The 23,938-nt window shown below is 68.0% G+C and carries 28 protein-coding genes, 4 tRNA genes and 2 pseudogenes; 12 read left to right on the forward strand and 22 right to left on the reverse strand.

What is annotated here, in order from left to right; translation table 11 throughout:
• The first annotated feature begins 71 nt into the window (after positions 1–71).
• A complete protein-coding gene (locus J7656_RS06000; protein WP_211554387.1) occupies positions 72–422 on the forward strand; it encodes a DUF4870 domain-containing protein in 351 nt (116 codons plus the stop codon).
• 85 nt (positions 423–507) lie between these two features.
• Here the strand turns inward: J7656_RS06000 and rpsB are convergent, their stop codons facing one another.
• The 13 genes and pseudogenes from rpsB to J7656_RS06065 all read right to left on the reverse strand — a co-directional run bounded on the left by rpsB (position 508) and on the right by J7656_RS06065 (position 6,744).
• Positions 508–1,335 (reverse strand): 30S ribosomal protein S2, encoded by an 828-nt coding sequence (gene rpsB, locus J7656_RS06005; RefSeq protein WP_017344390.1) that lies wholly within the window; start codon positions 1,333–1,335, stop codon positions 508–510.
• A 16-nt stretch (positions 1,336–1,351) separates the two neighbouring features.
• Positions 1,352–2,553: pseudogene (gene eno / locus J7656_RS06010) on the reverse strand (phosphopyruvate hydratase).
• A complete protein-coding gene (locus tag J7656_RS06015; RefSeq protein WP_004595260.1) occupies positions 2,553–2,729 on the reverse strand; it encodes a DNA-directed RNA polymerase subunit K in 177 nt (58 codons plus the stop codon). The pseudogene eno and the gene J7656_RS06015 overlap by 1 nt, the downstream one beginning before the upstream one ends.
• 2 nt (positions 2,730–2,731) lie before the next feature.
• Positions 2,732–2,926 (reverse strand): DNA-directed RNA polymerase subunit N, encoded by a 195-nt coding sequence (locus J7656_RS06020; protein WP_006628058.1) that lies wholly within the window; start codon positions 2,924–2,926, stop codon positions 2,732–2,734.
• Between the two features lie 12 nt (positions 2,927–2,938).
• Positions 2,939–3,337, reverse strand: a complete 399-nt coding sequence (locus tag J7656_RS06025; protein WP_004595258.1) for a 30S ribosomal protein S9 — start codon at positions 3,335–3,337, stop codon at positions 2,939–2,941.
• Entirely contained in the window at positions 3,331–3,780 is a 450-nt protein-coding gene (locus J7656_RS06030; protein ID WP_008367868.1) for a 50S ribosomal protein L13, read from the reverse strand. Before J7656_RS06030 ends, J7656_RS06025 begins: the two co-directional genes overlap by 7 nt.
• Positions 3,777–4,130 (reverse strand): 50S ribosomal protein L18e, encoded by a 354-nt coding sequence (locus J7656_RS06035; protein WP_004595256.1) that lies wholly within the window; start codon positions 4,128–4,130, stop codon positions 3,777–3,779. The genes J7656_RS06030 and J7656_RS06035 overlap by 4 nt, the downstream gene beginning before the upstream one ends.
• Before the next feature lie 39 nt (positions 4,131–4,169).
• Positions 4,170–4,254 (reverse strand) — tRNA-Leu (locus tag J7656_RS06040).
• A gap of 149 nt (positions 4,255–4,403) precedes the next feature.
• Positions 4,404–5,156: a DNA-directed RNA polymerase subunit D gene (locus J7656_RS06045; RefSeq protein ID WP_017344394.1), complete on the reverse strand. Its 753-nt coding sequence runs from the start codon at positions 5,154–5,156 to the stop codon at positions 4,404–4,406.
• A 1-nt stretch (position 5,157) separates the two neighbouring features.
• Positions 5,158–5,550, reverse strand: coding sequence for a 30S ribosomal protein S11 (locus J7656_RS06050; RefSeq protein WP_004595254.1), 393 nt, complete (start codon positions 5,548–5,550; stop codon positions 5,158–5,160).
• Positions 5,551–5,556: 6 nt separating this feature from the next.
• Positions 5,557–6,084 carry a 30S ribosomal protein S4 gene (locus tag J7656_RS06055; RefSeq protein ID WP_017344395.1) on the reverse strand — a complete coding sequence of 176 codons (528 nt, stop codon included), beginning with the start codon at positions 6,082–6,084 and terminating at the stop codon, positions 5,557–5,559.
• Positions 6,081–6,602 carry a 30S ribosomal protein S13 gene (locus tag J7656_RS06060; protein ID WP_017344396.1) on the reverse strand — a complete coding sequence of 174 codons (522 nt, stop codon included), beginning with the start codon at positions 6,600–6,602 and terminating at the stop codon, positions 6,081–6,083. The genes J7656_RS06055 and J7656_RS06060 overlap by 4 nt, the downstream gene beginning before the upstream one ends.
• Positions 6,603–6,658: 56 nt before the next feature.
• Positions 6,659–6,744: transfer RNA gene (locus tag J7656_RS06065), tRNA-Ser, on the reverse strand.
• Positions 6,745–7,497: 753 nt separating this feature from the next.
• Here J7656_RS06065 and J7656_RS06070 point away from each other — a divergent pair.
• The 8 genes and pseudogenes from J7656_RS06070 to J7656_RS15075 all read left to right on the forward strand — a co-directional run bounded on the left by J7656_RS06070 (position 7,498) and on the right by J7656_RS15075 (position 12,991).
• Entirely contained in the window at positions 7,498–8,538 is a 1,041-nt protein-coding gene (locus tag J7656_RS06070; protein WP_211554388.1) for a zinc-binding dehydrogenase, read from the forward strand.
• The gene (locus tag J7656_RS06075; RefSeq protein ID WP_017344398.1) at positions 8,528–8,938 is read left to right on the forward strand and encodes a DUF7977 family protein; all 411 of its coding nucleotides are present in this window, start codon (positions 8,528–8,530) and stop codon (positions 8,936–8,938) included. The genes J7656_RS06070 and J7656_RS06075 overlap by 11 nt, the downstream gene beginning before the upstream one ends.
• A gap of 84 nt (positions 8,939–9,022) precedes the next feature.
• Positions 9,023–9,601: a (d)CMP kinase gene (gene cmk / locus J7656_RS06080; protein WP_017344399.1), complete on the forward strand. Its 579-nt coding sequence runs from the start codon at positions 9,023–9,025 to the stop codon at positions 9,599–9,601.
• 21 nt (positions 9,602–9,622) lie between these two features.
• The gene (locus J7656_RS06085) at positions 9,623–10,603 is read left to right on the forward strand and encodes an RNA-guided pseudouridylation complex pseudouridine synthase subunit Cbf5 (RefSeq protein ID WP_211554389.1); all 981 of its coding nucleotides are present in this window, start codon (positions 9,623–9,625) and stop codon (positions 10,601–10,603) included.
• Between the two features lie 22 nt (positions 10,604–10,625).
• Positions 10,626–11,840, forward strand: a complete 1,215-nt coding sequence (locus J7656_RS06090; RefSeq protein WP_211554390.1) for a succinylglutamate desuccinylase/aspartoacylase family protein — start codon at positions 10,626–10,628, stop codon at positions 11,838–11,840.
• Positions 11,841–11,886: 46 nt separating this feature from the next.
• Positions 11,887–11,957: transfer RNA gene (locus tag J7656_RS06095), tRNA-Pro, on the forward strand.
• A gap of 100 nt (positions 11,958–12,057) precedes the next feature.
• A pseudogene (locus J7656_RS15255) lies at positions 12,058–12,318 on the forward strand (restriction endonuclease); the annotation flags it as partial.
• Between the two features lie 550 nt (positions 12,319–12,868).
• Positions 12,869–12,991 (forward strand): hypothetical protein, encoded by a 123-nt coding sequence (locus J7656_RS15075; protein ID WP_283091180.1) that lies wholly within the window; start codon positions 12,869–12,871, stop codon positions 12,989–12,991.
• Positions 12,992–13,228: 237 nt separating this feature from the next.
• On the opposite strand, the gene J7656_RS06105 is transcribed toward J7656_RS15075, so the two are convergent.
• Positions 13,229–13,414, reverse strand: coding sequence for a hypothetical protein (locus J7656_RS06105; RefSeq protein WP_211554391.1), 186 nt, complete (start codon positions 13,412–13,414; stop codon positions 13,229–13,231).
• An 89-nt stretch (positions 13,415–13,503) separates the two neighbouring features.
• The gene (locus J7656_RS06110) at positions 13,504–13,917 is read right to left on the reverse strand and encodes a type IV pilin domain-containing protein (RefSeq protein WP_211554392.1); all 414 of its coding nucleotides are present in this window, start codon (positions 13,915–13,917) and stop codon (positions 13,504–13,506) included.
• 309 nt (positions 13,918–14,226) lie between these two features.
• Here J7656_RS06110 and J7656_RS06115 point away from each other — a divergent pair, with 309 nt between their 5' ends.
• Positions 14,227–15,732, forward strand: coding sequence for a replication factor C large subunit (locus J7656_RS06115; protein WP_017344409.1), 1,506 nt, complete (start codon positions 14,227–14,229; stop codon positions 15,730–15,732).
• An 18-nt stretch (positions 15,733–15,750) separates the two neighbouring features.
• Here J7656_RS06115 and J7656_RS06120 read toward each other — a convergent pair whose 3' ends face one another.
• Entirely contained in the window at positions 15,751–16,908 is a 1,158-nt protein-coding gene (locus tag J7656_RS06120) for a sensor histidine kinase (protein ID WP_017344410.1), read from the reverse strand.
• A 145-nt stretch (positions 16,909–17,053) separates the two neighbouring features.
• On the opposite strand from J7656_RS06120, the gene J7656_RS06125 reads away from it, so the two are divergent.
• The gene (locus J7656_RS06125) at positions 17,054–18,133 is read left to right on the forward strand and encodes a zinc-dependent alcohol dehydrogenase family protein (RefSeq protein WP_017344411.1); all 1,080 of its coding nucleotides are present in this window, start codon (positions 17,054–17,056) and stop codon (positions 18,131–18,133) included.
• 3 nt (positions 18,134–18,136) lie between these two features.
• Here the strand turns inward: J7656_RS06125 and J7656_RS06130 are convergent, their stop codons facing one another.
• The 6 genes from J7656_RS06130 to J7656_RS06155 all read right to left on the reverse strand — a co-directional run bounded on the left by J7656_RS06130 (position 18,137) and on the right by J7656_RS06155 (position 23,578).
• Entirely contained in the window at positions 18,137–19,063 is a 927-nt protein-coding gene (locus J7656_RS06130) for an amino acid ABC transporter permease (RefSeq protein ID WP_017344412.1), read from the reverse strand.
• Positions 19,063–19,809 carry an amino acid ABC transporter ATP-binding protein gene (locus J7656_RS06135; protein ID WP_017344413.1) on the reverse strand — a complete coding sequence of 249 codons (747 nt, stop codon included), beginning with the start codon at positions 19,807–19,809 and terminating at the stop codon, positions 19,063–19,065. Before J7656_RS06135 ends, J7656_RS06130 begins: the two co-directional genes overlap by 1 nt.
• Positions 19,806–20,636, reverse strand: coding sequence for an amino acid ABC transporter permease (locus J7656_RS06140; RefSeq protein WP_211554393.1), 831 nt, complete (start codon positions 20,634–20,636; stop codon positions 19,806–19,808). Before J7656_RS06140 ends, J7656_RS06135 begins: the two co-directional genes overlap by 4 nt.
• Position 20,637: 1 nt before the next feature.
• Positions 20,638–21,441 carry a basic amino acid ABC transporter substrate-binding protein gene (locus tag J7656_RS06145; RefSeq protein ID WP_211554394.1) on the reverse strand — a complete coding sequence of 268 codons (804 nt, stop codon included), beginning with the start codon at positions 21,439–21,441 and terminating at the stop codon, positions 20,638–20,640.
• 122 nt (positions 21,442–21,563) lie between these two features.
• Positions 21,564–22,460, reverse strand: coding sequence for a COX15/CtaA family protein (locus J7656_RS06150; protein WP_323749068.1), 897 nt, complete (start codon positions 22,458–22,460; stop codon positions 21,564–21,566).
• A gap of 662 nt (positions 22,461–23,122) precedes the next feature.
• On the reverse strand, positions 23,123–23,578 hold the full coding sequence (locus J7656_RS06155; RefSeq protein ID WP_017344417.1) for a DUF5814 domain-containing protein: 456 nt from the start codon (positions 23,576–23,578) through the stop codon (positions 23,123–23,125).
• Positions 23,579–23,738: 160 nt separating this feature from the next.
• On the opposite strand from J7656_RS06155, the gene J7656_RS06160 reads away from it, so the two are divergent.
• Positions 23,739–23,811 (forward strand) — tRNA-His (locus tag J7656_RS06160).
• Positions 23,812–23,938 lie beyond the last annotated feature (127 nt).

The raw sequence follows: 23,938 nt of genomic DNA on the forward strand, positions 1-23,938 counted from the left end.
GTCGGCGGCCACCCCCGGGGCCCTGCGGTCTCCCAACACTTATCTATCAGCTCCGAAATGATTGTCGCGTTATGTCAACACCAGCTACCGATACCGACGACGGGCGCGTTCAGGGCGACACGACGCTGGCGGCGCTGTCGCACGCGTCTGCGCTCTTCGCCTCCTTCCTCGGTCCGATCCTGTTCTTGGTCCTCGCGGACGACGACGACGAACTCGTCAAGCAGAACGCGAAGAACTCGCTGAACTTCCAGATCGTGATCTTCGCCGCGCTCATGATCGCGGGCGTCCTGAGCTTCGTGTTCATCGGGCTCCTGCTGTTCCCGATCATCGGGATCGTCGACCTGGTCTTGGTCCTCATCGCGACCGTGAAGGCGAACGACGGACAGGTCTACTCGTACCCGTACACGCCGGACCTCGTCTGAGGACGTCGCTTTTCGCCGAGAGACAGCGGCGGCTCGCGGGCGGTGAACGGACGAAACGGAACCGAGAACTCGAAAAACGACCGCGTTAGAGTTCGTCCTCGAAGTCCTCGAGGGCGAACACCGTGTCGGCGCCGCGGCGGTCGAGCGTCTCGTTGGCGAGGAGCCAGTAGACGACCGACAGCGCGCGTCGACCCTTGTTGTTCGTCGGGATGACGAGGTCGACGTTCGACAGCTGGTTGTTGGAGTCGCACATCGCGATCACCGGGATGCCGACGGTGATGGCCTCCTTGACGGCCTGCGCGTCGCCGATCGGGTCGGTTACCACGACGACGTCCGGCTCGATGTAGCCGGCGTAGTCGGGGTTCGTCAGCGTGCCCGGGATGAAGCGCCCGGTGCGGGCCCGGGCGCCGATGGCGTCCGCGAACTTCTCGGCCGGGAACCGGCCGTACTGCCGCGAGGACGTGACCAGGATCTGCTCGGGGTTGTAGTTCGCGAGGAAGTCCGCGGCCGTGCGGATCCGCTCGTCGGTAAGGCTCACGTCGAGGACGTACAGCCCGTCGTCGCGGACGCGGTGGATGAACCGCTCCATGTCCTTCGTCTTCTGCTGGGTCCCGATGTGGACACCGGCGGAGAGGTAGTCCTCGACGGGGATCAGCAGGTCGACGTCGTCGTCGGGCATGACGTCATCGTCGAACGGGGAGCCCTCCTCCTCGTCGGCCTCGCTCTCGGCGTCGGCGGATGCTTCGGGTTCGGCGTCGGCGGACGCCCCAGTTTCGGCGTCGGCGGACGCCCCCTCGGCTCCCGCGTCGGCGGTCGGTTCCTCGGTCGTGTCGGCCTCCTCCTCGACCCCCGCGTCGACCGCCTCGGTCTCCGCGTCGTCGTCGAGTTCGACCGCGTCGTTGTCTTCGCTCATGCGTGGTGTCGGTCCGTCATACCGCGTCGTCCGCGATGCGGACCAGTTCGTTCAGCTTGGCGGTGCGCTCGCCGCCGACCGTGCCGGTCTTGATGTAGCCGGCGTCGGTCGCCACGGCGAGGTGTGCGATGGTGGTGTCCTCGGTCTCGCCCGAGCGGTGGGAGATGACCGTCTCGTAGCCGTTGCGGGCGGCGAGCTCGACGGCGTCGAACGCGTCCGACAGCGTCCCGATCTGGTTCGGCTTGATCAGGATGCTGTTGGCCGCGCCCGCGTCGATCCCGTCTTGGAGCCGCTCGACGTTGGTGACGAACAGGTCGTCGCCGCAGATCAGCGTCCGGTCGCCCACCCGGTCGGTCAGCTCCGCGAACGCCGCGTAGTCGTTCTCGTCGAGCGGGTCCTCGACGTACGCGAGGTCGTACTCGTCGACGAGGCCGGCGACGTACTCGATCTGCTCGTCGGCCGACTTCGTCTCGTCGCCGTACACGTACGCCTCTCGGTCGTCGTCGTACAGCTCGGCGGCGGCCATGTCGAGCCCGAAGCGGATCTCGAAGCCCACCTCGTCCTCGACGCGGTCGACCGCCTCGTCGACGACCTCGAACGCGTCGGCGTCCGAGATCGGGGGCGCCCACGCGCCCTCGTCGCCCTTCGCCGCGGGCACGCCGCGCTCGTCGAGCACGTCCGCGACCGCCGCGTGGACCGCGGCGTTCGCGAAGACGGCCTCCGAGACGCTGGGCGCGCCCACCGGCGCCGCGAGGAACTCCTGAATGTGGGTCGCCTCCTTGGCGTGCTCCCCCCGCCGACGACGTTGCCGAGCGGAATGGGGAAGCTCTCGCCGCGGAACGCGCCGCCGAGGTGCTGGTACAGCGGCGCGCCCAGCACGTCGGCGGCCGCCTTCGCCGCCGCCATCGAGATGGCGACCGCGCTGTTGGCGCCGATGGCGGAGAAGTCGTCCGTGCCGTCGGCGGCGCGCAGCGCGTTGTCGACCGCGCGCTGGTCGCCCGCGTAGATGCCCTCGAGGCGCGGAACCGCGTGTTCGCGGGCCTTCGCGATCGACTCGCTTGCGGGCAGTTCGATCGCCTCGTACTCGCCCGTCGAGGCCCCGCTGGGGGCCGCCCCGCGGCCGAAGCCGCCGGACTCGGTGAGCACGTCGGCCTCGACCGTCGGGTTCCCCCGCGAGTCGAGCACGCGACGCAGCGAGACGCTCGTGATCCGCGTCATCAGCTCTCCCTCCGGACCGTGAACGGGAGCGCGCCCGCGTCGTACTCCTCCGCGGCGACGAGGATCGGCTCCGTCTGGTCCGTGTCGATCAGCACGGGCGCCCCGTAGGACACCTGCAGCGCTCGCGCGCCGAGGATGCGTGCCTTCTCGTATCGATTGTATCGCTGTTCTGACATGATTACTGGTACGGCGAGACGACGTCGACGAGGTCGCGGTGGCTCACCAGCATGCGCCGACAGCAGTGCCGGTCGACCCCGAGGTCGTCGAGGACTTCGCCGGGGTCCTCGTCGCCCTCGCGAGCCCGCTCTTTGAACTCTTCCCAGTGCTCACCCACGACGTTGCCGCACGTGAAACACCGGACGGGGATCATCATGACTGGATCACCTCAGCGGTAGGACTTCTGGTAGCGAGCGCGCGCGCCGGGTCCGCCCCACTTCTTGGGTTCGGACTGGCGCACGTCGTTGACCAGCAGGGTGCGGTCGAAGTTCATGTACGCGTCGCGCAGCTCGGCGTCGCCGAGGTGCTGGACGAGGCCGCGGGCGATGGCGGTCCGCGTCGCGTCCGCCTGGCCGCTGAAGCCGCCGCCCTCGACGTCGATGTCGATGTCGACGCCGTCGCGGAGCTCCTCGCCCGCGATGCGGAACGGCTCTAACATCTTGAGCCGCGCCTGCTCCGGTTCGACCAGCTCGACTGGCTGGGAGTTGATGCGCACGCGGCCCTCGCCCTCGCGCACGGTGGCGCGGGCGACGGCCGTCTTCTTCTTGCCTGAGGTGTTCGTTACCATGTGACGTTGGCTCCCAGAGACTCGGAGATCTCCCCGAGCGTGGTGAATTTGATGTTCGAGAGGCGGTCGAGCGAGGTGCCGTCGAGGACGACGCTCTCGACGTCCTCGTCGCGCTCGTAGGGGTTCCCGACGTACACGCGCACGTTCGAGAACGCCTCGCGGCCGTCCTCCGACTTGTACGGCAGCATGCCGCGGATGGCGCGCTTGAAGATCCGGTCCGGACGCTTGGGGTAGTAGGGCCCGCTGTCCGAGCCGAGCTCCGCGCGCTTGTGGTACGTCTCCATCGTCGCCTCCTCGTTGCCGGTGATGACGGCGCGCTCGGCGTTGACGACGGCGACGGTCTCCCCGGCGAGGACGCGCTGCGCGACCTCAGAGGAGACGCGACCGAGGATGCAGTCGCGGGCGTCGACGACGACGTCCGCGTCTATCTTTGCGAGACTCATCGGATCACCCGCACGTTGCTTCCTTCGGGGTTCTGTTCGACGTACTGTTCCAGCGTCACCGCCTCGCCGGCCTGGTCGATCTTCGTCCGGGCGGTCCCGGAGAAGTCGACGGCGGCGACGGTGACGTTCGTTTCGAGCACACCGCTGCCCAGCACCTTGCCGGGGACGACGACCGTCTCGTCTTCCTGCGCGTATCGTTCGATACGGCCCAGGTTGACCTCAGCGTGCGTGCGCCGTGGCTTCTCTAATCGGTCGGCGACGTCCTGCCACACGTTGGCACCGGAGTCGCGCGAGACCGACTTCAGATCGGCAATGAGGTTCTGTAGTTTCGGATTCGTCTTGCTACTCATAGCTGTCCCTCCTGAGTGGAGAGTTCGTGGAAAACGGAGTGCAGGGAGCAGGATTTGAACCTGCGGACCTCTACAGGACAGCGCCCTGAACGCTGCGCCGTTGGCCTGACTTGGCTATCCCTGCGTGCACTCCACCGTATTCCGGCTCCCTTCAAACCACTTTCGGTCCCGGCGTCCCCGCGGTCGGTCGCGGGCGCTCCGTCGGTCGGAGCGGCGCCGCGGCTGTCTGCGGGGGCGACGGTCAGGGGGTTGGTTCGAAGGGCCGTCATTTCCTTATACTGCGACTTTCGTCTGTAGTTCGTCCGCGCGCTCCTCGATGGTGTCGATGGCGCGGAGCAGCAGTTCCTCGACGTCGAACGAGCCGTCCGTCTCGATGTGGAAGACGAAGGCTCCGGGGACGTCCTCGACCGCGACCTCCTTCCCGGGGAACCGTTCCGAGAGGTCGTTGTCGAACTCGTCGGTGAGCTCGATCTCTCCGTCGGGCGTCTCGATGACGCCGCGGAGGATGTTCGGCTCGTCGTCGTCGAACTCGCCGCGGTCGCCCTCGACCGAGACGCGCTGGAGGTGGCGGTAGCCGACGGAGACGCCGCCCTGGTGTTTGGCGTGCTCCTTGCCGGTGTCGAGGACCGCGTCGGCCTCGAACTCCAACCGCTGTCCCTCCTTCAGCTCGATGATCGGGACGTTGTCGTCGGCGACCTCGACGAGCGGGTCGCTGCTCTCGATGTCGCCGGAGTACGCCGTCGCCGGGCCTTCGACGTCGAGCGCGAGAGTGACCTCGTCGCCGAGTTCGAAGTCGTCGAGCGGCGTCGTCAGGGGCACGAGCCCCAGACGTAGGCCGATCATCTCGTCGAACATGACCGAGGAGTTCTCGACGAACCGGACGGTGTCGATCGAGAACGTCGGGACGTCGGCGATCATCGCGCGGCGGATGCCGTTGGCGAACGCCGGCGTGAGCCCGCGGATCAGCACCCGCGCGCTGCGATCGTCCCGTTCGACGTACTGGACGTCGAATTCGTCTTCGGTCATGTCAGACTCGCTTGTTCTTCGGCGCCTTCGTCCCGTCGTGCGGGATCGGCGTGACGTCCTCGATGCGCCCGATCTCGACGCCCGCACGCGAAAGCGCGCGAATCGTCGCCTGCGCACCGGGGCCGGTGGACTTGTTGAGGTTGCCGCCGGGGCCGCGCACGCGAACGTGTACGCCCTCCAGGCCGGCGTCCTTGACGCGCTCGGCGACGACCTCCGCCATCTGCATGGCGGCGTACGGCGACGCCTCGTCGCGGTTCTGCTTCACCACGGTGCCGCCGGACGACTTGGCGATCGTCTCGGCGCCCGTCTCGTCGGTGACCGTGATGAGCGTGTTGTTGAACGACGCGTACACGTGGGCGATGCCCCACTTTCCTCCGTCTTCGGATTCACTCATGGTTGGTTACTCCTGTGACTCCGCGCGCTCGGGGTGGAGATCGTCCGCGAGCGGGCTCGTCTCGTCGAAGGCGATGGCGCCCTCGTCGTCGACGTCTACCTTCACCGACGGGCGCGTGACGCGGGCGCCGTCGACGGTGATGTGGCCGTGGACGATGAACTGGCGGGCCTGCTGGGTCGAGGAGGCGAAGCCCTGTCGGTAGACGACCGTCTGGAGGCGACGCTCCAGTAAGTCGGTCACGTCGAGCGACAGGACCGCCGAGATGTCGTCGTTGTCGCCGAGGATGCCGATGCGGCGGAGTCGGGTAACGAACTCCGCGCCGGCGTCCTGGGCGGCCTCGACGTCACCCTGCGCCTCGCCGAGCAGGCGTCGGGCCTCCCGACGCATGTTGCGCAGCTCGGACTGGGCGCGCCAGAACTCCTCTTTGTTCTTCAGGCCGTACCGCGAGAGGAGGTCGGACTCCTCGGCGATGCGCTCGCCCTGGTACGGGTGGTTCGGCGTCTCGTAGCCCTTAGTGTTCTTGCCGGTGCTCATTCCTCGTCACCCGCTTCTTCGTCGGCCATCTCCTCGCGGATCTCCTCGACGTTGACCCCGATGGTCCCCTCCGAGCGACCCGTGGACTTGGTGCGCTGGCCGCGGACCTTCTGCCCGCGCTTGTGGCGCACGCCCTTGTACGATTCGATGATCTTCATGCGGTTGATGTCGTGACGGCGCTTCTCGTCGACGTCCGTGCCGACGAGGTGCGTCGTCTCTCCGCTGAAGAAGTCGTTCTGTCGGTTCGTCATCCACGACGGGACGTGGTCTTCGAGGTTCTCGGCGATGTCGACCACCGCGTCGATGTCATCCTCGTCGAGGAGCCCGAACGTGGCGTTTCGGTCCACGTCGGCCTTCTCGGCGACCAGCCGCGCCGTGCGCGTGCCGATGCCGTCGAGTTCGGACAGGCTTCGCTCGACCGTCTTCGTCCCGTCGAGGTCCGCGCCCCCGATCCGAACGAAGTACTGGAGGTCTTCCTCCTCCTCCGGCGAGTCGTCCTGTGATTCTTCCGTGCTCATGTGTTGGTTGTGGTGAGCCCTACCGGCGCGAATCCGGCGGTACTCTTCCGTTCGAGCGTTGCGGCGGGGATTCGAACCCCGGAGGCAGTGACGCCACAGAGTTAGCAACCCTGCGCCTTGGGCCAGGCTTGGCTACCGCAACCCGCGTTGTATCATCGCCCTCTCGGACTCGGGACCCGACGCCCCTGCAGTTCGTGCGTTCGTATGCTCCCGCTTTCGGTACTTAAACATCACGAAACGGCCGGGTCGCTGTGGGCGACTCGCACGGTCGTCGCCTCGGGAGTATCGGGGGACGGGAGATCTCGTTGGGCGCGTGAGTTCCGTCGAGACGGAGTTGTTGAAGCCCTGTTTTTCAGATATTTCTCGTCTGAAATGGCCGATCGGTGAGTTGCGCTTCTTTATCCGTTGCGGGAGCAGACGCGTCGGATTGCTGCGGAGCTGTTTATAAACAACTCGCGACTTCGCGGTAAAGACCTCTAAAGACTCAGTCTCTCGTTTATAAATGACTGCCAACAGGCCCACGGTCGACACCTCCAAAGCCCCAGTCGTGAGGCCGCAGTACGCTCGCTGCGCGCTTCAGTCGCTCACTCCGTTCGCTCCTTCCAGTGCTTACGTCGCCTACTGCGGCCTCGCGACTGCCCCTTTGAGTCCCACCCCGCACCGCACCGCACCGCACCTCACGCCTCCCCAGCCTCGCCGCTCACGCCCTCCGGGCGTTCGCGGCGTCCCTCGCGGGCTGGCTCGCGGCCTCCGCTTCGCTCCGGCCGCTCGCAGGCGCGCCACCGCAGATCCATTTATAAATAATCGCTGCCGTCGAGGCACGCCGTCCGTTTCTGCGAGGCGAACTGTTTCCGTGAGGCGTACTGTTTAGTGGGTCCCGCGGGAGGGTCCGCGTATGCAAGCCGTTCAGTTCGCCGACCACGGCGACCGCGACGTGATCGAGTACGGCGAGTTCCCCGACCCCGAGCCCGACCGCGGCGAGGTGCTCGTCGATGTGAAGGCCGGCGCGCTCAACCACCTCGACATCTGGACCCGACGCGGGATGCCCGGCATCGACCTGGAGATGCCGCACATTCCGGGCAGCGACGCGGCGGGCATCGTCGAGGCCGTCGGCGAGGGCGTGACGCGGTTCGAGCCGGGCGACCACGTCGCCGTGAGCGCGGGCGTCTCCTGCGGAAACTGCGAATTCTGCCGGAACGGCGAGGAGTCGCTGTGCGTCTCCTTCCACATCATCGGCGAGCACGTCCGCGGCGTCCACGCCGAGAAAGCGGCGGTTCCCGCCGAGAACCTCGTCCCGGTCCCGTCCGGCGTCGACTGGGAGGTCGCGGGCTCCGCGTCGCTCGTCTTCCAGACCGCGTGGCGCATGCTCCAGACGCGCGCCGACATCGAGGCCGGCGAGAAGGTGCTCGTCCTCGGCGCCTCCGGCGGCGTCGGCCACGCCGCGGTCCAGATCGCCGACCACGCCGGCTGTGAGGTGTTCGCGACCGCCTCCACCGAAGCGAAGCTCTCGCACGCCGAGGACTGCGGCGCCGATCACGTCATCGATTACGAGGCGAACGACTTCGCGGAGGAGATCGACGCGCTCACCGGCAAGCGCGGCGTCGACGTCGTCGTCGACCACGTCGGCGAGGCCACCTACCCGAACTCCCTGAAGTCGATGGCGAAGGGCGGCCGGCTCGTCACCTGCGGCGCGACCACCGGACCGAACCCGGGCGCCGGGCTCAACCGCATCTTCTGGAACCAGCTCTCGATCCTCGGCTCGACGATGGCGACGCCGGGAGAGGTCGACGAGGTATTGGACTTGGTCTGGGACGGCACCTTCGAACCGCGCGTCCGCGAGGTCCTCCCGATGAGCGAGGCCGCACGCGCACACGAGATGATCGAGAACCGTGAGGGCTTTGGCAAAGTGGTGGTTAAACCCGACAGTGAGCTCTGAGACCGACGCGGCCGCCGACGATGCGTCCGCCCGCGACGCGGACGTCGCCGCGAACACCACCGGCGACGGCACCACCGACGGCGGCTACGTCCACGTCCCTGACACCGACGACGGTGCCGACGCGACCGACAGCGGCGGCGACGGCTCGGGAGGCCCGACGGTCGACGCCGACGAACCCGCCGCCGACGGCTTCGGTCGAAAGGGGTGGGCGCTGACGGCGGCGATATTCGTCTGCGCGCTCGTCATCCCGGGGATCATCTACGTCTACCCGTACGCCGCGGGCTGGTTCGGACTCCCCTTCTTTGCGACGTATCTCGCGCTCCCGCTCGTCCCCGCGCTCCTCCTCGGCCTCGTCGCTGTCTGGTCGATGACGGCCGCGACGGCCGACGACGAGCCCTGACCGCGGCCGGCGTCGCCTCCGTCAGATCGCCGCGTCGCGCCGGCGAACGACAACCGTTTTGAACGACACCCGCGCAGTGGTGATATGTTGATCACCGTCTCCGGCCCGCCCGGCAGCGGGAAGAGCACCAACGCCGTCCAGCTGGCGGACGCGCTCGGTCTCGGGCACGTCTCCGGCGGCGACATCTTCCGCGAGATGGCGGCCGAACGCGACATGACGCCCGTCGAGTTCAACGAGTTCGCCGAGGAGGACCCGCAGATCGACCGCGACCTCGACCGCCGGCTCCGCGAGATCGCCGTCGAGCGCGACGACGTCGTCCTTGAATCGCGGCTCGCGGGGTGGCTCGCGGCCGACCACGCGGACTTCCGGTTCTGGTTCGACGCGCCGCTGTCGGTCCGCGCGGAGCGGATCGCGGAGCGCGAATCGAAGGACGTCGACCGCGCGCGAACGGAGACGGAGCGCCGCGAGGCCTCCGAGCGCAAGCGGTACGAGGAGTACTACAACATCGACATCGAGGACCTGTCGATCTACGACGCCGCGTACAACACTGCCCGCTGGGGCCCCGAGAAGTTCCTCGACGTCCTCGTCGCCACCGTCGAGGCGTACGACCCCGAGGACGACGAGGGGAAAGCGCCCGTCGAGGGCGTCGTCTACGACTTCTGAATCCACCGACCACCGACCCGCATGACAGACGCTCCCGACGCTGACGCCGACGCTTCCGCCGACGGTGAGGACCCCCTCAGAGCCCCGCCCGGTGAGCGTTCGGTGCCGGAGCTCCTCCGGTTCGGCGTCGTCAACCTCGACAAACCCGCCGGCCCCTCCTCGCATCAGGTGTCCGCGTGGGTGCGCGACGCGGTCGACGAGACGCTCGCGGCGCTCGACCCCGAGGGCCCACCCACCGGCGGCGTCGCCCACTCGGGCACGCTCGACCCGAAGGTCACCGGCTGCCTTCCCACCCTGACCGGCGACGCGACGCGCATGGCGCAGGTGTTTCTGGAGGGAACCAAGGAGTACGTCGCGGTGCTGGAGCTCCACGGTTCGGCTCCGGCCGACTTCCGGGAGGTCGTCGCCGAGTTCGAGAGCGAGATCTACCAGAAGCCGCCGCGGAAGAGCGCCGTGAGCCGCCGGCTCCGCACGCGGACGATCCACGACCTCGACGTGCTGGAGGTCGACGGCCGGCAGGCCCTCCTCCGGATCCGATGCGAGTCGGGGACGTACGTCCGGAAGCTGTGTCACGACGTCGGGCTCGCGACGGGGGTCGGCGCGCACATGGGCCACCTCCGCCGGACCGCCACCGACCCGTTCGACGACCGCGACCTCCACACGCTCCAAGACCTCGTGGACGCCCTCGCGTGGGCCGAGGACGGCGACGACGCGCTCCTCCGCGAGGTGGTCCGGCCGGCCGAGGACGCCCTGACGCACCTCCCCGCGGTGACGATCGCGCGGTCCGCCGCGCGCAGCGTCGCGACCGGCGCGCCCGTCTACGCGCCCGGCGTGATCGACGTCGACGAGGACGCCATTCAGCCGGACCGCGACGGCGACGACGAGCCGCCGCTCGTCGCGTGTTTCACGCCGGACGGCACCGCGGTCTGTCTCGGGCGCGTCGTCGGCGATCCGGACGCCGACAGCGGGGTCGTCGTCGACTTAGAGCGCGTTCTTTTATGATTCCGCCAGCCCGGGTTCGGGTATGGACGAGTCGGACGAAGGCGGGGCCGCGGACGAGGACGGACGAATAGCACTCGGGAGCGCGAGCGCGACGCCGGGGACGCTCGATCGCGGTCGGCTCCCCGTCGCGGAGCTCCCGACCGGAGGCGCGGAGCGGCTCCCGGTCGTCGTCGCGAACGGCGCCAGCGACGGACCCACGCTGTGGCTCACGGGCGGCGTCCACGGCGACGAGGCGACGGGCGTCGCGGTCGTTCAGGACGCTGTCGCGGCCTTCGGCGACTGCCTCGACGACCTCGCGGGCGCGGTCGTCGCGGTGCCCGCGGTCTCCCCCGCCGGACTGCGGCGGAACGCGCGGGAGACGTACTACGCCGACGAGGACCCGAACCGTCACTTCCCGGACGCCGACGCGGAGTCGGCACGCCCGCCGAAGCTTCAAGAGCGGATCGACGCCCGCCTGTACGCGGCGATCACGGGTGCGGCCCCAGACGACGCGGGCGAGCCCGCGGACGATTCGAGGGAGTTCGCCGTCGAGACCGTCGGAACGAACGCGGCCGCGGACGCGCTGATCGACTGCCACACCGCTGGCGTCGGCAGCGAGCCGTTCGCCATCCGCGACCGCGTCCTCTTCGGCGACCGCCGGAGCGAGTCAGAGGCGGCCGCGCTCTCCGACGACCTCGGCCGGCTCGTCGACGCGTTCGGCCTCCCGGTCGTTCGGGAGTACCCGGCGGCCGAGTACGTCGAGGAGAACCTCCAGCGCTCGACCGCGGGCGCCGTGCTCAACGAGGCTGGAATCCCGGCGTTCACGGCGGAGTTAGGCGCGCACAGCGTCGTCGACGACGCCCTCCTCAAGCCGGGCGTCGCGGGCGTCTTCGGCGTCGCAGTCGAGCTCGGGCTGCTGGCCCCCGGAGACGTGCCCGAGTCGGTCGCCGAGCTCGGCGTCGGCGTCGATCCCGCGCCCGTCGACTTCCCCGTGCGGCGTTTCCGCGGGCCGACGACCGACGATTCCGGCGTCGTCCGGCACCGCGTCGCGGCCGGCGACGCGTTCGCCGAGGGCGACGTCCTCGCTCGCGTGGTCGACGCCGCGGGCGAGGAGCGCGTGACGGTCCGCGCCGACAGCGACGGGTACGTCCTCGGTCGGTGCGAGGGGTTAGCCGTCTACGAGGGCGACCCGATCGGCAGCCTCGCGGTGCGGGACGACGGCGACCTCGTGGTCCCGCGGGACGCCGACGAGGAGTGAAGCGAAGTCCTTAATTACCGGACCGTCGTTTTTCAGCGTGTAGTCAGGGACCGTGGGGTAGTGGTATCCTATGCGGATGGGGTCCGTATGACCTGAGTTCGACTCTCAGCGGTCCCATACGAATTCTTACTGGCTCTCATTGTCGGCAGTCTTAGTGCCGTCTAGCGTTTAAAAACGCATCCGTGGATGTGGTATAAACCGAAAAATTGGCGGTTCTGACGAGGCGAGCGGCTTCGCGAACTTCCGCGAGACGGCGACGAAGACGAACTCGCTGATCGACCGGCTGAAAGCGATCGAGTTACCCGATGTCGACGACGTGGCTGACGACTTGGCGAACTACCTGGAGACGAAGGAGCGCGCCGAGGAGCTCGACGCGAAGATCGAACAGACGGACGCACTGATCGACGAGATTGTGTATGAGTTATACGGACTGACCGACGAGGAGATCGAGATCGTTGAGGAGGCGGTCAGTAACTGAAGATCAGGGCGTTCCGCGCTAGTCAGGTGCTGAAGGCACACTCGCTCTGGCGCGTCGAACACACAGACGACATAAGCTTGTGGGATGAGAGCGGCCCTAATTATCAACTCTTGACAGGTCGCCGGCGGGAACTACGTCAGATCCGGACGCGCGCCCGTCAAGGCGACGAGCGTAAGGGGAGTCTAGACCCGGTGGTGCCAGCGGAACCACCGCCTATCAACCCCCTTTTTGTTCCGGTGAGAGACCGCTTCTGTCTCCCGGTTTGTTCGTTCGAAATTCAGTTTCACTCCGGTCTACCTATGCTTATGTGTCCGGAGGCCCCTTCTTGCTGACGTACCGGATTCAGCGTCAGACGCGCCGAACCGACGTTACATACCGAATCGGACATGTAGATGCCGGGCGGGTCCGAACATCCGAACCTACAAGGGTTCGCCTCGCCAGCACGCAAACAGTGTCTTCCCGCCACACGAGACGTGGTGAGGGGGATCACGAGCAGTTCATAGCCGCGAAGCTAGCGCCCTACGGTGGCGCTCAATCAAATGACCCGGAGGTGAGTAGAATCACCCTAAGTACGACAGCGATGATCGCCATCTGCTGTACCACCCTCATCCTGTTTGGTCACGGGGAAGGTGGTGTGCTGATGACGATCGTCGTGATGGACCACGTCGAGTAGGTCTCGACGAGTCACCCTCTTTTTATCAGTCGGGTTCTCTGAGTTGTGGAGATTCCTACTGCCGCGTTTCTCCAACGAACTGTCCCGTCGCGTGGGTATTGAAACTTTCCCCATCAGACGGAGAAGTGAAATGCTAAAATTGGCGTTTTCAGCCCCTATCGGCTCTGTAAATGCTAATTTAGTCTAAGTTGACATAGGAGACATGACTATCGAGATTCTCTAACAAGTCGCATCTAGTCAGTAATCAGAACCCGGCTCACTCTCCGCGTAGCTCGGTCGCGGACTCGGCATCGAGAGATCAAAGTTCGGATCGACCTCGCCGGCGAGGTAGAGCGTCCCCCACGTTGAGACCGCCCAGTAGGTCTCGACGCGATCGAATCCGATATCGCGGTCCTTGAGCTCCACAAGCTCGATGTCGATCAACGCAATCGAACGTTTTAGCGCCGACGCTCTTGGATACCGGTGTCCAACAGAAATAGAGATCCGACAGATGTGATAACCGGGCTACGCGATTAGCTGAAGTCCCACGTCCGCTCGAAGATCGCGTTTCCGCTCGGGTCGTGAATTATTCGAACGACAGCCTCGCCGCCGTCAAACTCGGAATCACTGGATATTTGCCTTCGTTCACCGGTCTGCCAAGGGCCACCCCCAATGGACTCATTGACCCGCTCACCATCAACGGAAAGCGCGAGATCATCTCCATCAATCGACTGTCCACCTGTTTTGGTGATGTTGATCGTGTCCGTGGTATTATCGTCGATCGTGAAAGTCGCCTGCGGCGCGGTGTCGCCGAGCTGATCGCCGAGTCCGAGGACGAACGTCCCGATGACGGCCGCTAGGATGACTGTAATCGCGACCATCAGAATGACCCCGATAACGGGGCTCACCGCACGGTCGTCCGAGTTGGATTGGTTCTGTGGTTTCATTGTTTGAACCCAGCGGTTCACCGAGAAACGGGAGTGAGAGCCTCGTGTGCCATGGTCGAAGTGGCTCTCAGGTCCGTTCCGATCGGTTGCTGGTTACTTACGAAAACGAAGACTATGCTTATGTACCTGATGGCATGAATATCAGCGCCGAAAATTGAGCGCGTAGCCCCCGCCTACTCAGGACATGGTCGTGAAACTACTGACCCGAACGCCGATTCGGGGCGGGTAGCGCGGGGATCCGGGTCGCGCGAGCGCCGATCCGGACACCGCTCCGCAACCACTAAACGCGGCTCGCTCCTTGCTCCGGTAATGGCCGACTGGACGGAGAAGTACCGCCCGAGCACGCTCTCGGAGGTGCGCGGCAACGACAAAGCCCGCGACGCGTTCGCGGAGTGGGCCCGCTCGTGGGACGACCACCGCGAGGCGGTCGTCCTCCACGGCAGCCCGGGCGTCGGGAAGACGAGCGCGGCGCACGCGCTCGCAAACGACATGGGGTGGGAGACCGTCGAGCTCAACGCCTCCGACCAGCGCACCGCCGACGTCATCGAGCGCTTCGCGGGGCGGGCCGCGCGCAACGCCACCCTCGGCGGGAGCGCGGCGGGCGGCGGCGCGGCCGGCGGCGACACCGCCTCGCGCCAGCTCGTCATCTTAGACGAGGCCGACAACATCCACGGCAACTACGACCGCGGCGGCGCCTCGGCGATCACGAAGCTGGTGAAGGAGTCCGGCCAGCCCATCGTGCTCATCGCCAACGACTTCTACGACATGTCGCGCGGGCTCCGGAACGCCACGCAGGAGATCGAGTTCCGCGACGTCTCCGCCCGCTCCATCGTCCCGGTCCTCCGCGACGTCTGCCGCAAGGAGGGGATCGAGTTCGAGTCGGACGCGCTCCAGCGGATCGCGGAGGGCAACCGCGGCGACCTCCGCGGCGCGATCAACGACCTCCAGGCCGCGACGCAGGGCCGCGACTCGATCACGGTCGAGGACGTCGTCACCGGTGACCGCGACAAGGCGCTCGGGCTGTTCCCGTTCCTCGACGCGGTCCTCAAGGAGGAGTCCGCCGAGGAGGCGCTCCAGTCCGCGTACGCCGTCGACGAGACGCCGGACGACCTCTCGCGCTGGATCGAGAACAACCTCCTCGACGTGTACGAGCCGGCGGAGGCGGTCCGCGCGTACGATTTCCTCGCGAACGCGGACGTCTGGCTCGGCCGCGTGCGCGCCACGCAGAACTACTCCTACTGGCGCTACGCGACCGACAACGCGGCCGCGGGCGTCGCGGCCGCCCGCGACGGCGAGAAGGGCGGGTGGACGCGGTACGGCCGCCCGCAGTTCTGGTCGTCGTCTGACGCGACCGCGGACGAGGTCGTCGGCAAGATCGCGGCCGCGAGCGGCTGTAGCGTCGCGACCGCTCGCCGCGAGGTGTTGCCGTTCCTCCAAGCGGTCACCCACCACTGTAAGCCCCGCGAGCTGACCGTCGCGATGGCGGCGGCGTACGACCTCGACGAGGCGGGCGTCGCCTTCGTCACCGGCTCCGGCGAGTCGACGAACAAGGTCGCCTCTATCGTCGAGGACGCGCAGGCTCGCCGCGACGAGCTGATCGAGGAGCACGCCGACGGCGCTTTCGCGTTCGACGGCGCGGCTCGGGAGGACGAGGAAGACGACGCGGCCGCAACTGACGAGACGGACCGAGACGGCTCCGAAGCGACTGCTACCGGGAACGACCGAGATGGCTCGGCGGAGGCCGCCGACGCGGAGACCGACGCGTCGGACGGAGAAGACGACGACGATCAGGCCGGGCTGACCGACTTTATGTGAATTACACGCGGTCGCGCATCACCGATCTCCGCCGCCGCGGACCGGAGCCGAGCTCGGGTTGGCGTCGCGTTCGCTCGCCTCCGGGACCTCGATCGACTCGCCGACGACGAACTCGAACCGGGCGCCGCCCTGGCGGCTCTCCGTCACCGACACCGTCCAGTCGTGCGCCTCCGAGATCCGTTCGACGATCGCCAGTCCGAAGCCGGTGCCGTCCGGCGCCGTCGTGTGTCCCGGCTCGAAGACGGCCTCCCGCTGGTCGGGGTCGATCCCCGGGCCGTCGTCCGCGACGTAGAATCCCTCGTCCGTCCCCCCGACCCGGACGCGCACCGCGGCGTCGTCGGGGTCCGTCTGGGCGCCGTCCGCGTCCGACCCCGTACGCGGCGCGAACGTGCCGGGCGCGACGCCGTCTCCGGGCGCCGATTCGTCGTCGGAACCGGAACCCGGCGGGCCGTCTCCCTCGGGCGTGCCGTGTACGATCGCGTTCCGGAAGAGGTTCTCGAGGACCTGCCGGAGCCGGTCCGCGTCGCACCGGACCGTCGGGAGCGGTCCGTCGACGACGAGCGCGGCGTCGGCCGGCTCGCCGACCGTCCCCCACGCGCTCTCGACCACCGATCGCAGGGCGGTCGGCTCGGCGGCCTCGACCGTCTTCCCCTCGCGGGCCAGCGTCAGGAGCTCGCCGATGAGGTCGTCCATTCGGTCGAGCGCGTCGAGGGCGCGGTCCAACCGCTCGCTCGACGCGTCGCCGTCGAGCTCGTCGGCCAGCTCGACGTTTCCGACCGCGACGGAGAGGGGGTTCCGGAGGTCGTGGCTCACCACGCTCGCGAACTCCTCGAGCCGCTCCCGCTGTCGTTCCAGCCGCTTCCGCCGCTCGACCCGTTCGTCCGCGAGGAAGAGGTACCCCACCACGTCGCCGCCGTCCGTCGTCCGCCCGCGCTCGTGGACCCACTGCGGCTCCCCGTCGGCAGCGACCCGATACACGACGTCGACGGGGTCAGCGTCGAGCGCCTCTCGGAGCCGGTCGCGGTCCTCGCCGGCCACGCAGTCGAGCCAGCCGCCGTCCGGCCGCTCCGGCGCGTCGAGCCGCGTCTCTCCCGACGCCTCGATCACGACCCGAGCGGGGTCACCCTCGGGGCGGCGGTAGGCGATCCCGGGACGCCGTTCCATCGCTCGCGACACGTGTCAAGGAGGTTACCCTGTCGGCATAAACCTTACTCGCCTATCACTTGTCAGACGCTGAGATCAAGTCAGATTCTCGCGGAATAATCAAACGCGGGGCGGGGCCGCCGAGAGACCTTTGTCCCGTCCGCCGATCGATCGCCGTATGCGCGCAGCGATCCTCCGGGAGTACGGCGAGCCGCTCGCGGTCCGCGAGCTGCCCGAGCCCGAACCGGCCCCCGACGGCGCCGTCGTCCGCGTCGACGCCTGCGGCGTCTGCCGCAGCGACTGGCACGCGTGGGCCGGCCACGGCGAGTGGGCGGACGACCGCGTCCCGCGCGGCCAGGTCCTCGGCCACGAGCCGGCCGGGGAGGTCGTCGCGGTCGGGAGCGAGGTCGACCGGTTCCGTCCGGGCGACCGCGTGGTCGTCCCGTTCTCGCTCGGCGACGGCACCTGCCCGCACTGCCGCCGCGGGGCCGGCAACGTCTGCGAGGACGGGCGCGCGCTCGGATTCGAGGCCGCCGCCCCGGGCGCGTTCGCGGAGCGCGTGGCGGTGCCGGCCGCCGACTACAACCTCGTCGAGCGCCCGGAGTGGCTCGGCGCAACCGCCGCCGCGGCGCTCGGCTGTCGGTACATGACCGCGTATCACGCGCTCGCCGAGCGGACGACCGTCGGCGGCGGCGACGCGGTCGCCGTCCACGGCTGCGGCGGCGTGGGGCTCTCTGCTGTCCAGATCGCGGCGGCGCTCGGCGCCCGCGTTATCGCTGTCGACGTCGACGACGAGGCGCTCGCGCTCGCGACGGAGTTCGGCGCGGTCGAGACCGTGAACCCGGAGTCGATGTCGGACGGGGCAGGCTCCGTACCCGAACGGATCCGCGCGCTCACTGACGGCGGCGCCGACGTCTCGCTCGACGCGCTGGGGATCGCGGAGACCTGCCGCAACTCCGTCCGGTCGCTGCGTCCTCGCGGGACGCACGTCCAGGTCGGGCTCACGACGGACGCCGAGCGCGGCGAGGTGTCGCTGCCGACCGACTGGATGACCCGGTGGGAGATTTCCTTCCTCGGCTCGCGCGGGATGCCGCCGACGAGCTACCCGGACCTGTTCGCGCTGATCGAGGCGACCGGGATCGACCCCGGCGACTTGGTCGCCCGCGAACTGTCGCTGTCGGAGGTCTCCGACCGGCTCGCGGCCATGGACGAGTACGACGTGCGGGGCGTCGAGGTCGTCACCGAGTTCGGGGGGTGACCGTCACCGGTCTCGGTTCGCGCCGAGTCCCGGGATCGCGACCCGGGCGTCCACGCGCTCCATGAACTTCGACGCCGTGAGCACTAACGCGAGGTACATCGCCCCGAGTATGAGGAAGACGGCCGTGTACCGGAACGTGTCGGTCGCGACCTGGTTGGCCCGGTAGTACAGCTCCGGGACGGTGATGAAGCCCGCGAGCGACGAGTACTTGATCAGGTAGACGAACTCGTTCGTCCACGAGGGGATCGCGTAGCGGAGCGCCTGCGGGAGCACCACGTAGTAGATCGACTCCAGCTTCGAGAGCCCGATCGCCCGTCCGGCCGTGATCTGCCCCTCGTCGACGCTCTCGACCGCGCCCCGGATGTACTCGGCCTGGTAGGCAGCTCCGTTGAGCGTGAACCCTAAGATTGCGACCCACACCACGTCGCGCGGGAACACGCCGGACAGCACCGCGGGCACCGACGCCGCGAGGTTCAGGCCGTAGTAGAGCACGAACAGCTGCGCGAGGAGAGGGGTCCCGCGCAACAGCTCGGTGTATCCCAGCGAGAGCCACGCCGAGGCGCGGCCGTACACCCGCGCGACCGCCAGCGGCACGGCGATGAAGAAGCCGCAGACGAGGCTCACGCCGGTGATGACGACCGTGAGCCACGTCCCCTGCGCGAGGACGGGCGAGAGCTCGACCACGAACGCGGCGTCGGCCGCCACCGCGGCGAGCCCCGGCACCGCGGCGAACGCGCTCTCGACGGCGTCCGGCGCGACGAACGGCTCGCCGACCGGGGCGATGGCGCCGCCGAGCCATCTGTTGACCCAGCTGACGACGAGCCAGCCCCAGAACAGCGCGCCGGCGGCGACGAGAAGGACCCTCCCCGCGGACGGGTCCGCGTCGGCCACGCGCTCGCCCACCGTCCGCGGTCGCGTCGCCCCCGCCATCAGTCGTGGCTCGCGATGCGTTCGAGGAAGCGGCCGGTCCGCTCTTTCTCGGGCCGTTCGAACAGCTGCTCGGGCGGCCCGCGCTCGACGACCCGGCCGTCGTCTAAGAACACGACCTCGTCGGCGACCGCCCGGGCGAAGCTCATCTCGTGGGTGACGACGAGCATCGTCATCCCCTCGTCGACCAGGGCGCGCATCACCTCCAACACCTCGCCGATGAGCTCGGGGTCGAGCGCGCTCGTCGGCTCGTCGAACAGCATGAGCTTCGGCTCCATCGCCAGCGCGCGGGCGATCCCCACGCGCTGCTGTTGGCCGCCGGACAGCTCGGCCGGATACGAGTCGAGCTGGTCGGCGAGGCCGACGCGCTCCAGCTGGTTCGCGGCGCGCTCGCGGGCCTCGTCCTCGGAGAGGTCGAGGACGCGACGGGGCCCGAGCGCGACGTTTCCGACCGCGCTCAGGTGCGCGAACAGGTTGAAGCTCTGGAACACCATGCCGACCTCCCGGCGGAGCTCGTCGACGTCCGTGTCGGGCGAGAGCACCTCCACGCCGTCGAGGGTGATCGAGCCCTCCTGAGCCTCCGCGAGCCGGTTGACGCAGCGGAGCATGGTCGACTTCCCGGATCCGGACGGCCCGATCAGGACGGTCACGTCGCCGCGGTCCATCTCGAAGGAGACCTCGTCGAGCACCTGCTCGTCGCCGTACCACTTCGAGACGTCGCTCACCCGGAGGAAGTCGCCGTCAGTCACGCCGACTCCCCCTCCGGGATCGCGTAGCGGGTACCGAGGTAATCGAGCGCGCGGTTCGTCGTGAACGTGAGGACGAAGTAGATTCCACTGATGAACAGGATGACTTCGAGGACCGCCGTCGTCTCTTGGGTGAACAGGTCGTACCCGCGGGTCAGAAGCTCCGCGAGCCCGATCGCGAAGACGATGCTCGTGTCCTTCAACACGATGGTGAACTCGTTTTGGAACCCCGGGATCGACCGCCGAAGCGCCTGCGGCACGACGACGTAGCGGATCGCCTCGAACCGCGAGAGCCCCACCGACCGCCCCGCCTCCAGCTGGCCGTCGTCGACGCTCGACAGGGACGCTCGGAATATCTGCGACTGGTACGCCGCGCTCCGCAGCCCCAATCCCAAGATACTCGCCGAGACCGCCGGTGAGATCGACCCGACGCCGAGGTTCACCTGCGGGACGCCGATCACGAAGTACATCACGAGGAGGATGACGACGATCGGCGTCCCGCGGAGGACGACGCCGGCGGTACTCACGAGTCGCTTCGGGAGCCCCTCGCCGTACACTTCCACCGCGCCGGCGGGGAAGCCGGCGAGGAACCCGAGCAGGATCGACGCGACGGTGAGCCCGACCGTCAGCAGGACGCCGCCGGCCAGGTAGTCGACGTTCCGGACGACGAACCACCAGTCGGCGGGATCGCCGACCAGCCACCAGTCGATCGATTCGCTCACGGACCCGATGGCGGCGGCCGTCAGCGGCGTCTCACCGGAGGCAGTACTCGGCGCGAGAGCGCCGAGGCTATCGGACGCGGCGAGCGCGAGGGGCCCCGCGACCGACATCCTACTCCTGCCCGAACCAGGTGTCTCTGAGCTCTCCGAACGTCCCGTCGTCTTGGACGGTCTGGAGCCCGCTGTTGAGCGCAGACTGGAGCTCCGACTCGTTCTGACGGATCCCGAAGCCGTACTGCTCGCCGGTCTCCTCGACGAACGCGACCGTCACGTCACGGCTCGCGGTGAACGTGTCCGCGACGGGGGTGTCGACGACGACCGCGTCGATGTTCCCGTTCGAGAGGTCCTCGACCGCGAGGACGTAGCTGTCGTACGTCGAGAAGTTGTCATCCGGGATGACATCCTCGCTGACGAGGTTCGACTCGACCTCGGCGGCGCCGGTGGTCCCGGACTGCGCGCCTACCCGGGTCCCCTCGAAGTCCGCCCACCCGGACGGCTGGAAGTCGCCGCCCTCGCGGACGAGGACGGCCTGGTTGGCCTCCCAGTAGGGGTCGGAGAAGGCGATCGTCTCTTGGCGGTCTTCGCTGATCGTCAGCGCGGCGGCGATCACGTCGATCTCCTCGTTCTGCGTGAGCGCGGGGATGAGTCCGTCGAAGTCGAAGGTGGCCCACTCGCCGAGCTCGTAGTCGGTCTCCGCGACGACGGCTTCGAGCAGGTCGACGTCGAACCCGACTAGCTCGCCGTCCTCCCGCTGCTCGAACGGCGGGAATCCGGGCGCGGTTCCGGGCGTGATCGTCATGCTGCCCCCGCTCTCGCCGAGACAGCCGGCGAGGCCGGTGGCTCCAACGGCGGCCGTTCCGCCGGTCAGTTTCAGGTAGGTCCGACGACTCACATCGGCGTGCGTGCGGCGTGTCATACCCGTGCGAGTACGGCGAGCGATTTCAACCTTTCCTCCCTCGGGCAGGGTCACCCCGTCTCTGGGGGTCCGACACCGCCTTTGCCAGGGTGGCTAACAAAAATTCGGCCGTGCGGCGCCGGTCAGTCGCCGCCGATGGGGACGGAACCGTCGCGCATCGACTCTGTCCCGCGGAGGGTCCACGCCGCGCCCGCGGCGAGCGCGACCGCGACGCCCAGCGCGGCGAGGTTGATCCCCTGCCACGTGGCGGTGTACAACACGAGATCGCGACCGAGAAGCAGCGTCCCGACGAGCGCGGCCATCGACCCGGCGGCGAGCGCGCGGACGGTGGCGGCGGTGCCGGCGTCGAGCCCGTCGTACCGGTTCCGGGTCGCCTCCGTCGCGTACGCGACCGTCGCGACGAGCCCGAGGTGCCCGGCGAGCCCGGTGATATAGAAGGCGGCCTGCGCGGGCGGCGCGTAGGTGAGGAACGGCACCGCCCGCGAGAAGACCGCGCTGGCGACGATGCCAGCGACCGCGACCCCTGCGGCCGCGCGGAGCAGCCGCACGTTCCCCCGGCCGCCGCCCCAGATGGTCGCCAGCCCGAGCAGGGTGAAAATCGCCAGCGCCACGATCAGGTGTGCGGCGTGCGTCGACACCGTGTACCCGCCGGGGACGAGTCCACTGAGGGTAACGGTGATCGCGCCGACGGTGATCTGAAGCGGGAGGATCGCGACCGCCAGCGTCGCCGCCAGTTTCGTCCGACGCTCGAAGCCGGAGCCGAACCACGTCCACCCGGCGACCCCGATGATGAGGAAGCCGGTGACCATCGCCCACACGCGGTGGAACCACTCGATGAAGTCCGGGTTGATCGTGAGTGCCGGGATCAGCTGGTCGGAACACAGCGGCCACTGGGCCTGACACGCGAGCCCGGAACCGGTCGCCGCGGTGTAGACGCCGAGCGAGAAGAGGACGAGCGTCATCCCCGTCGTCGCCGCCGCGTATCGCCTGAACGTTAGCCACGCGGGCCGAAGACTCATTGGCCGATTTCGGGCGCGCGCGCACTTAGACCGTTCGGCCGCTCCCCGCGCACGGGAAGCGATCGACCGACCGTCGGCAGAGTTTCTTATAAATACGGTGCGGTTGGCGCGCGCCTCCGAGCGGCCGCCATCGGCGGCCGCGAGGAGAGAGAGACCAAAGGTCTCTCTGACAGCCGGCGGCGCAGCCGCCGGCGAGAGCGCGTGCGAGGGAGTCAGTCGCCGGAGCGAAGCGACGGCGACTGACGAGGTTGGGGAGGCGTGAGGCGCGGTTGCTGTGCGTTCCCGCGAGCGAAGTGAGCGGGAGCACGGAAGTCGCAGCCCGCGCAGCGAAGCGAGCAGGAACGTCTTCCGGAGGGGCGGGACTCGAAGGGGCAGGCGCGAGGACGAAGGTGGCCGAAGTAAGCACCACAGGGAGCGAGTGAAACGAGCGACTGAGGAGCGCAACGAGGCCCCCGAGTCCTCGCGCCTGGGGCTTCGGCGGTGATCGCCGCCGATCAGCTATCACTCATTTATAAGGCAGCGACTGGGATTCACGGTATTCGCCGTCGATCTGCGAGCATCTATTTATAAGTGATCTGCTGAGACTTCAGCGGTACTCTCTATTGATTCCCGACAACAATTTATAAACGACTAGTCGGGTACCGAACCCCTTACCGTCGATTTCAGCCGGACAAATTGCGCTTCGCCGTCCGCGCACGCTCGGACATCTCCTCGTTGCCGTCGACGTCCGCGAGCGTCTCGACGGCCTCGAGGTTCCGCACTGCGTCGTCAAGGAACGAGAGCACGTCGCCGGTGTACGCGTACACCATGTAGTCGTCGGTCATCACGTCGACGATGGCCTGCGGGCCGAGCCCCTCGGCGCGCAGTTCGAGGACGTAGCGCATGAACTTCTCCTCGGGATGGCCGCAGTAGGGGTTCGAGTCGCAGTCGCAGTCGAGGAAGTCCTCGGCGAAGTCGAGGACGCGGTCGCGGGTCGTCTCGTCGAGCTTCGAGAGGCCGTCGCCGGTGAACAGCAGGTCGAGGGTGGCGCCGGCGAACGCTCCCTTCGGGATGTTCGCCTCCAGCTGGGAGGCGAGCTGCCGGTGATTTTTCACGTAGATCTTGTCGGTGAAGGCCACGGTTACGCTTCGATACGCCCGCGGCCCTCAAAAACGACGCGGTGGACGGAGACGCGAGCAGCGGCCCGCCCGGGCGCTTCGTCCCGGACGCCATTCCATGCCACGCCCGTCCGGGAGTCGTAACCGTTATTTACCGAAGCGGGGTACTTTGCGACGCGTGTCCGGGTTAGGGTAGTGGACTATCCTTCAGCCTTGTGGAGGCTGAGACGCGGGTTCGATTCTCGCACCCGGACCTTCTCGCGGCGAGCAACTCCGCGAGCCGCGAGGCTCCGCAGAGAATCGAAGCAAGGAGCGGCACGAGCGAACGCGAGCGGAGCGACTGAGGTTCGATTCTCGCACCCGGACCTTCTCGCGAAACGT

It is taken from the genome of Halorubrum ruber, assembly GCF_018228765.1.
GTDB lineage: Archaea > Halobacteriota > Halobacteria > Halobacteriales > Haloferacaceae > Halorubrum > Halorubrum ruber.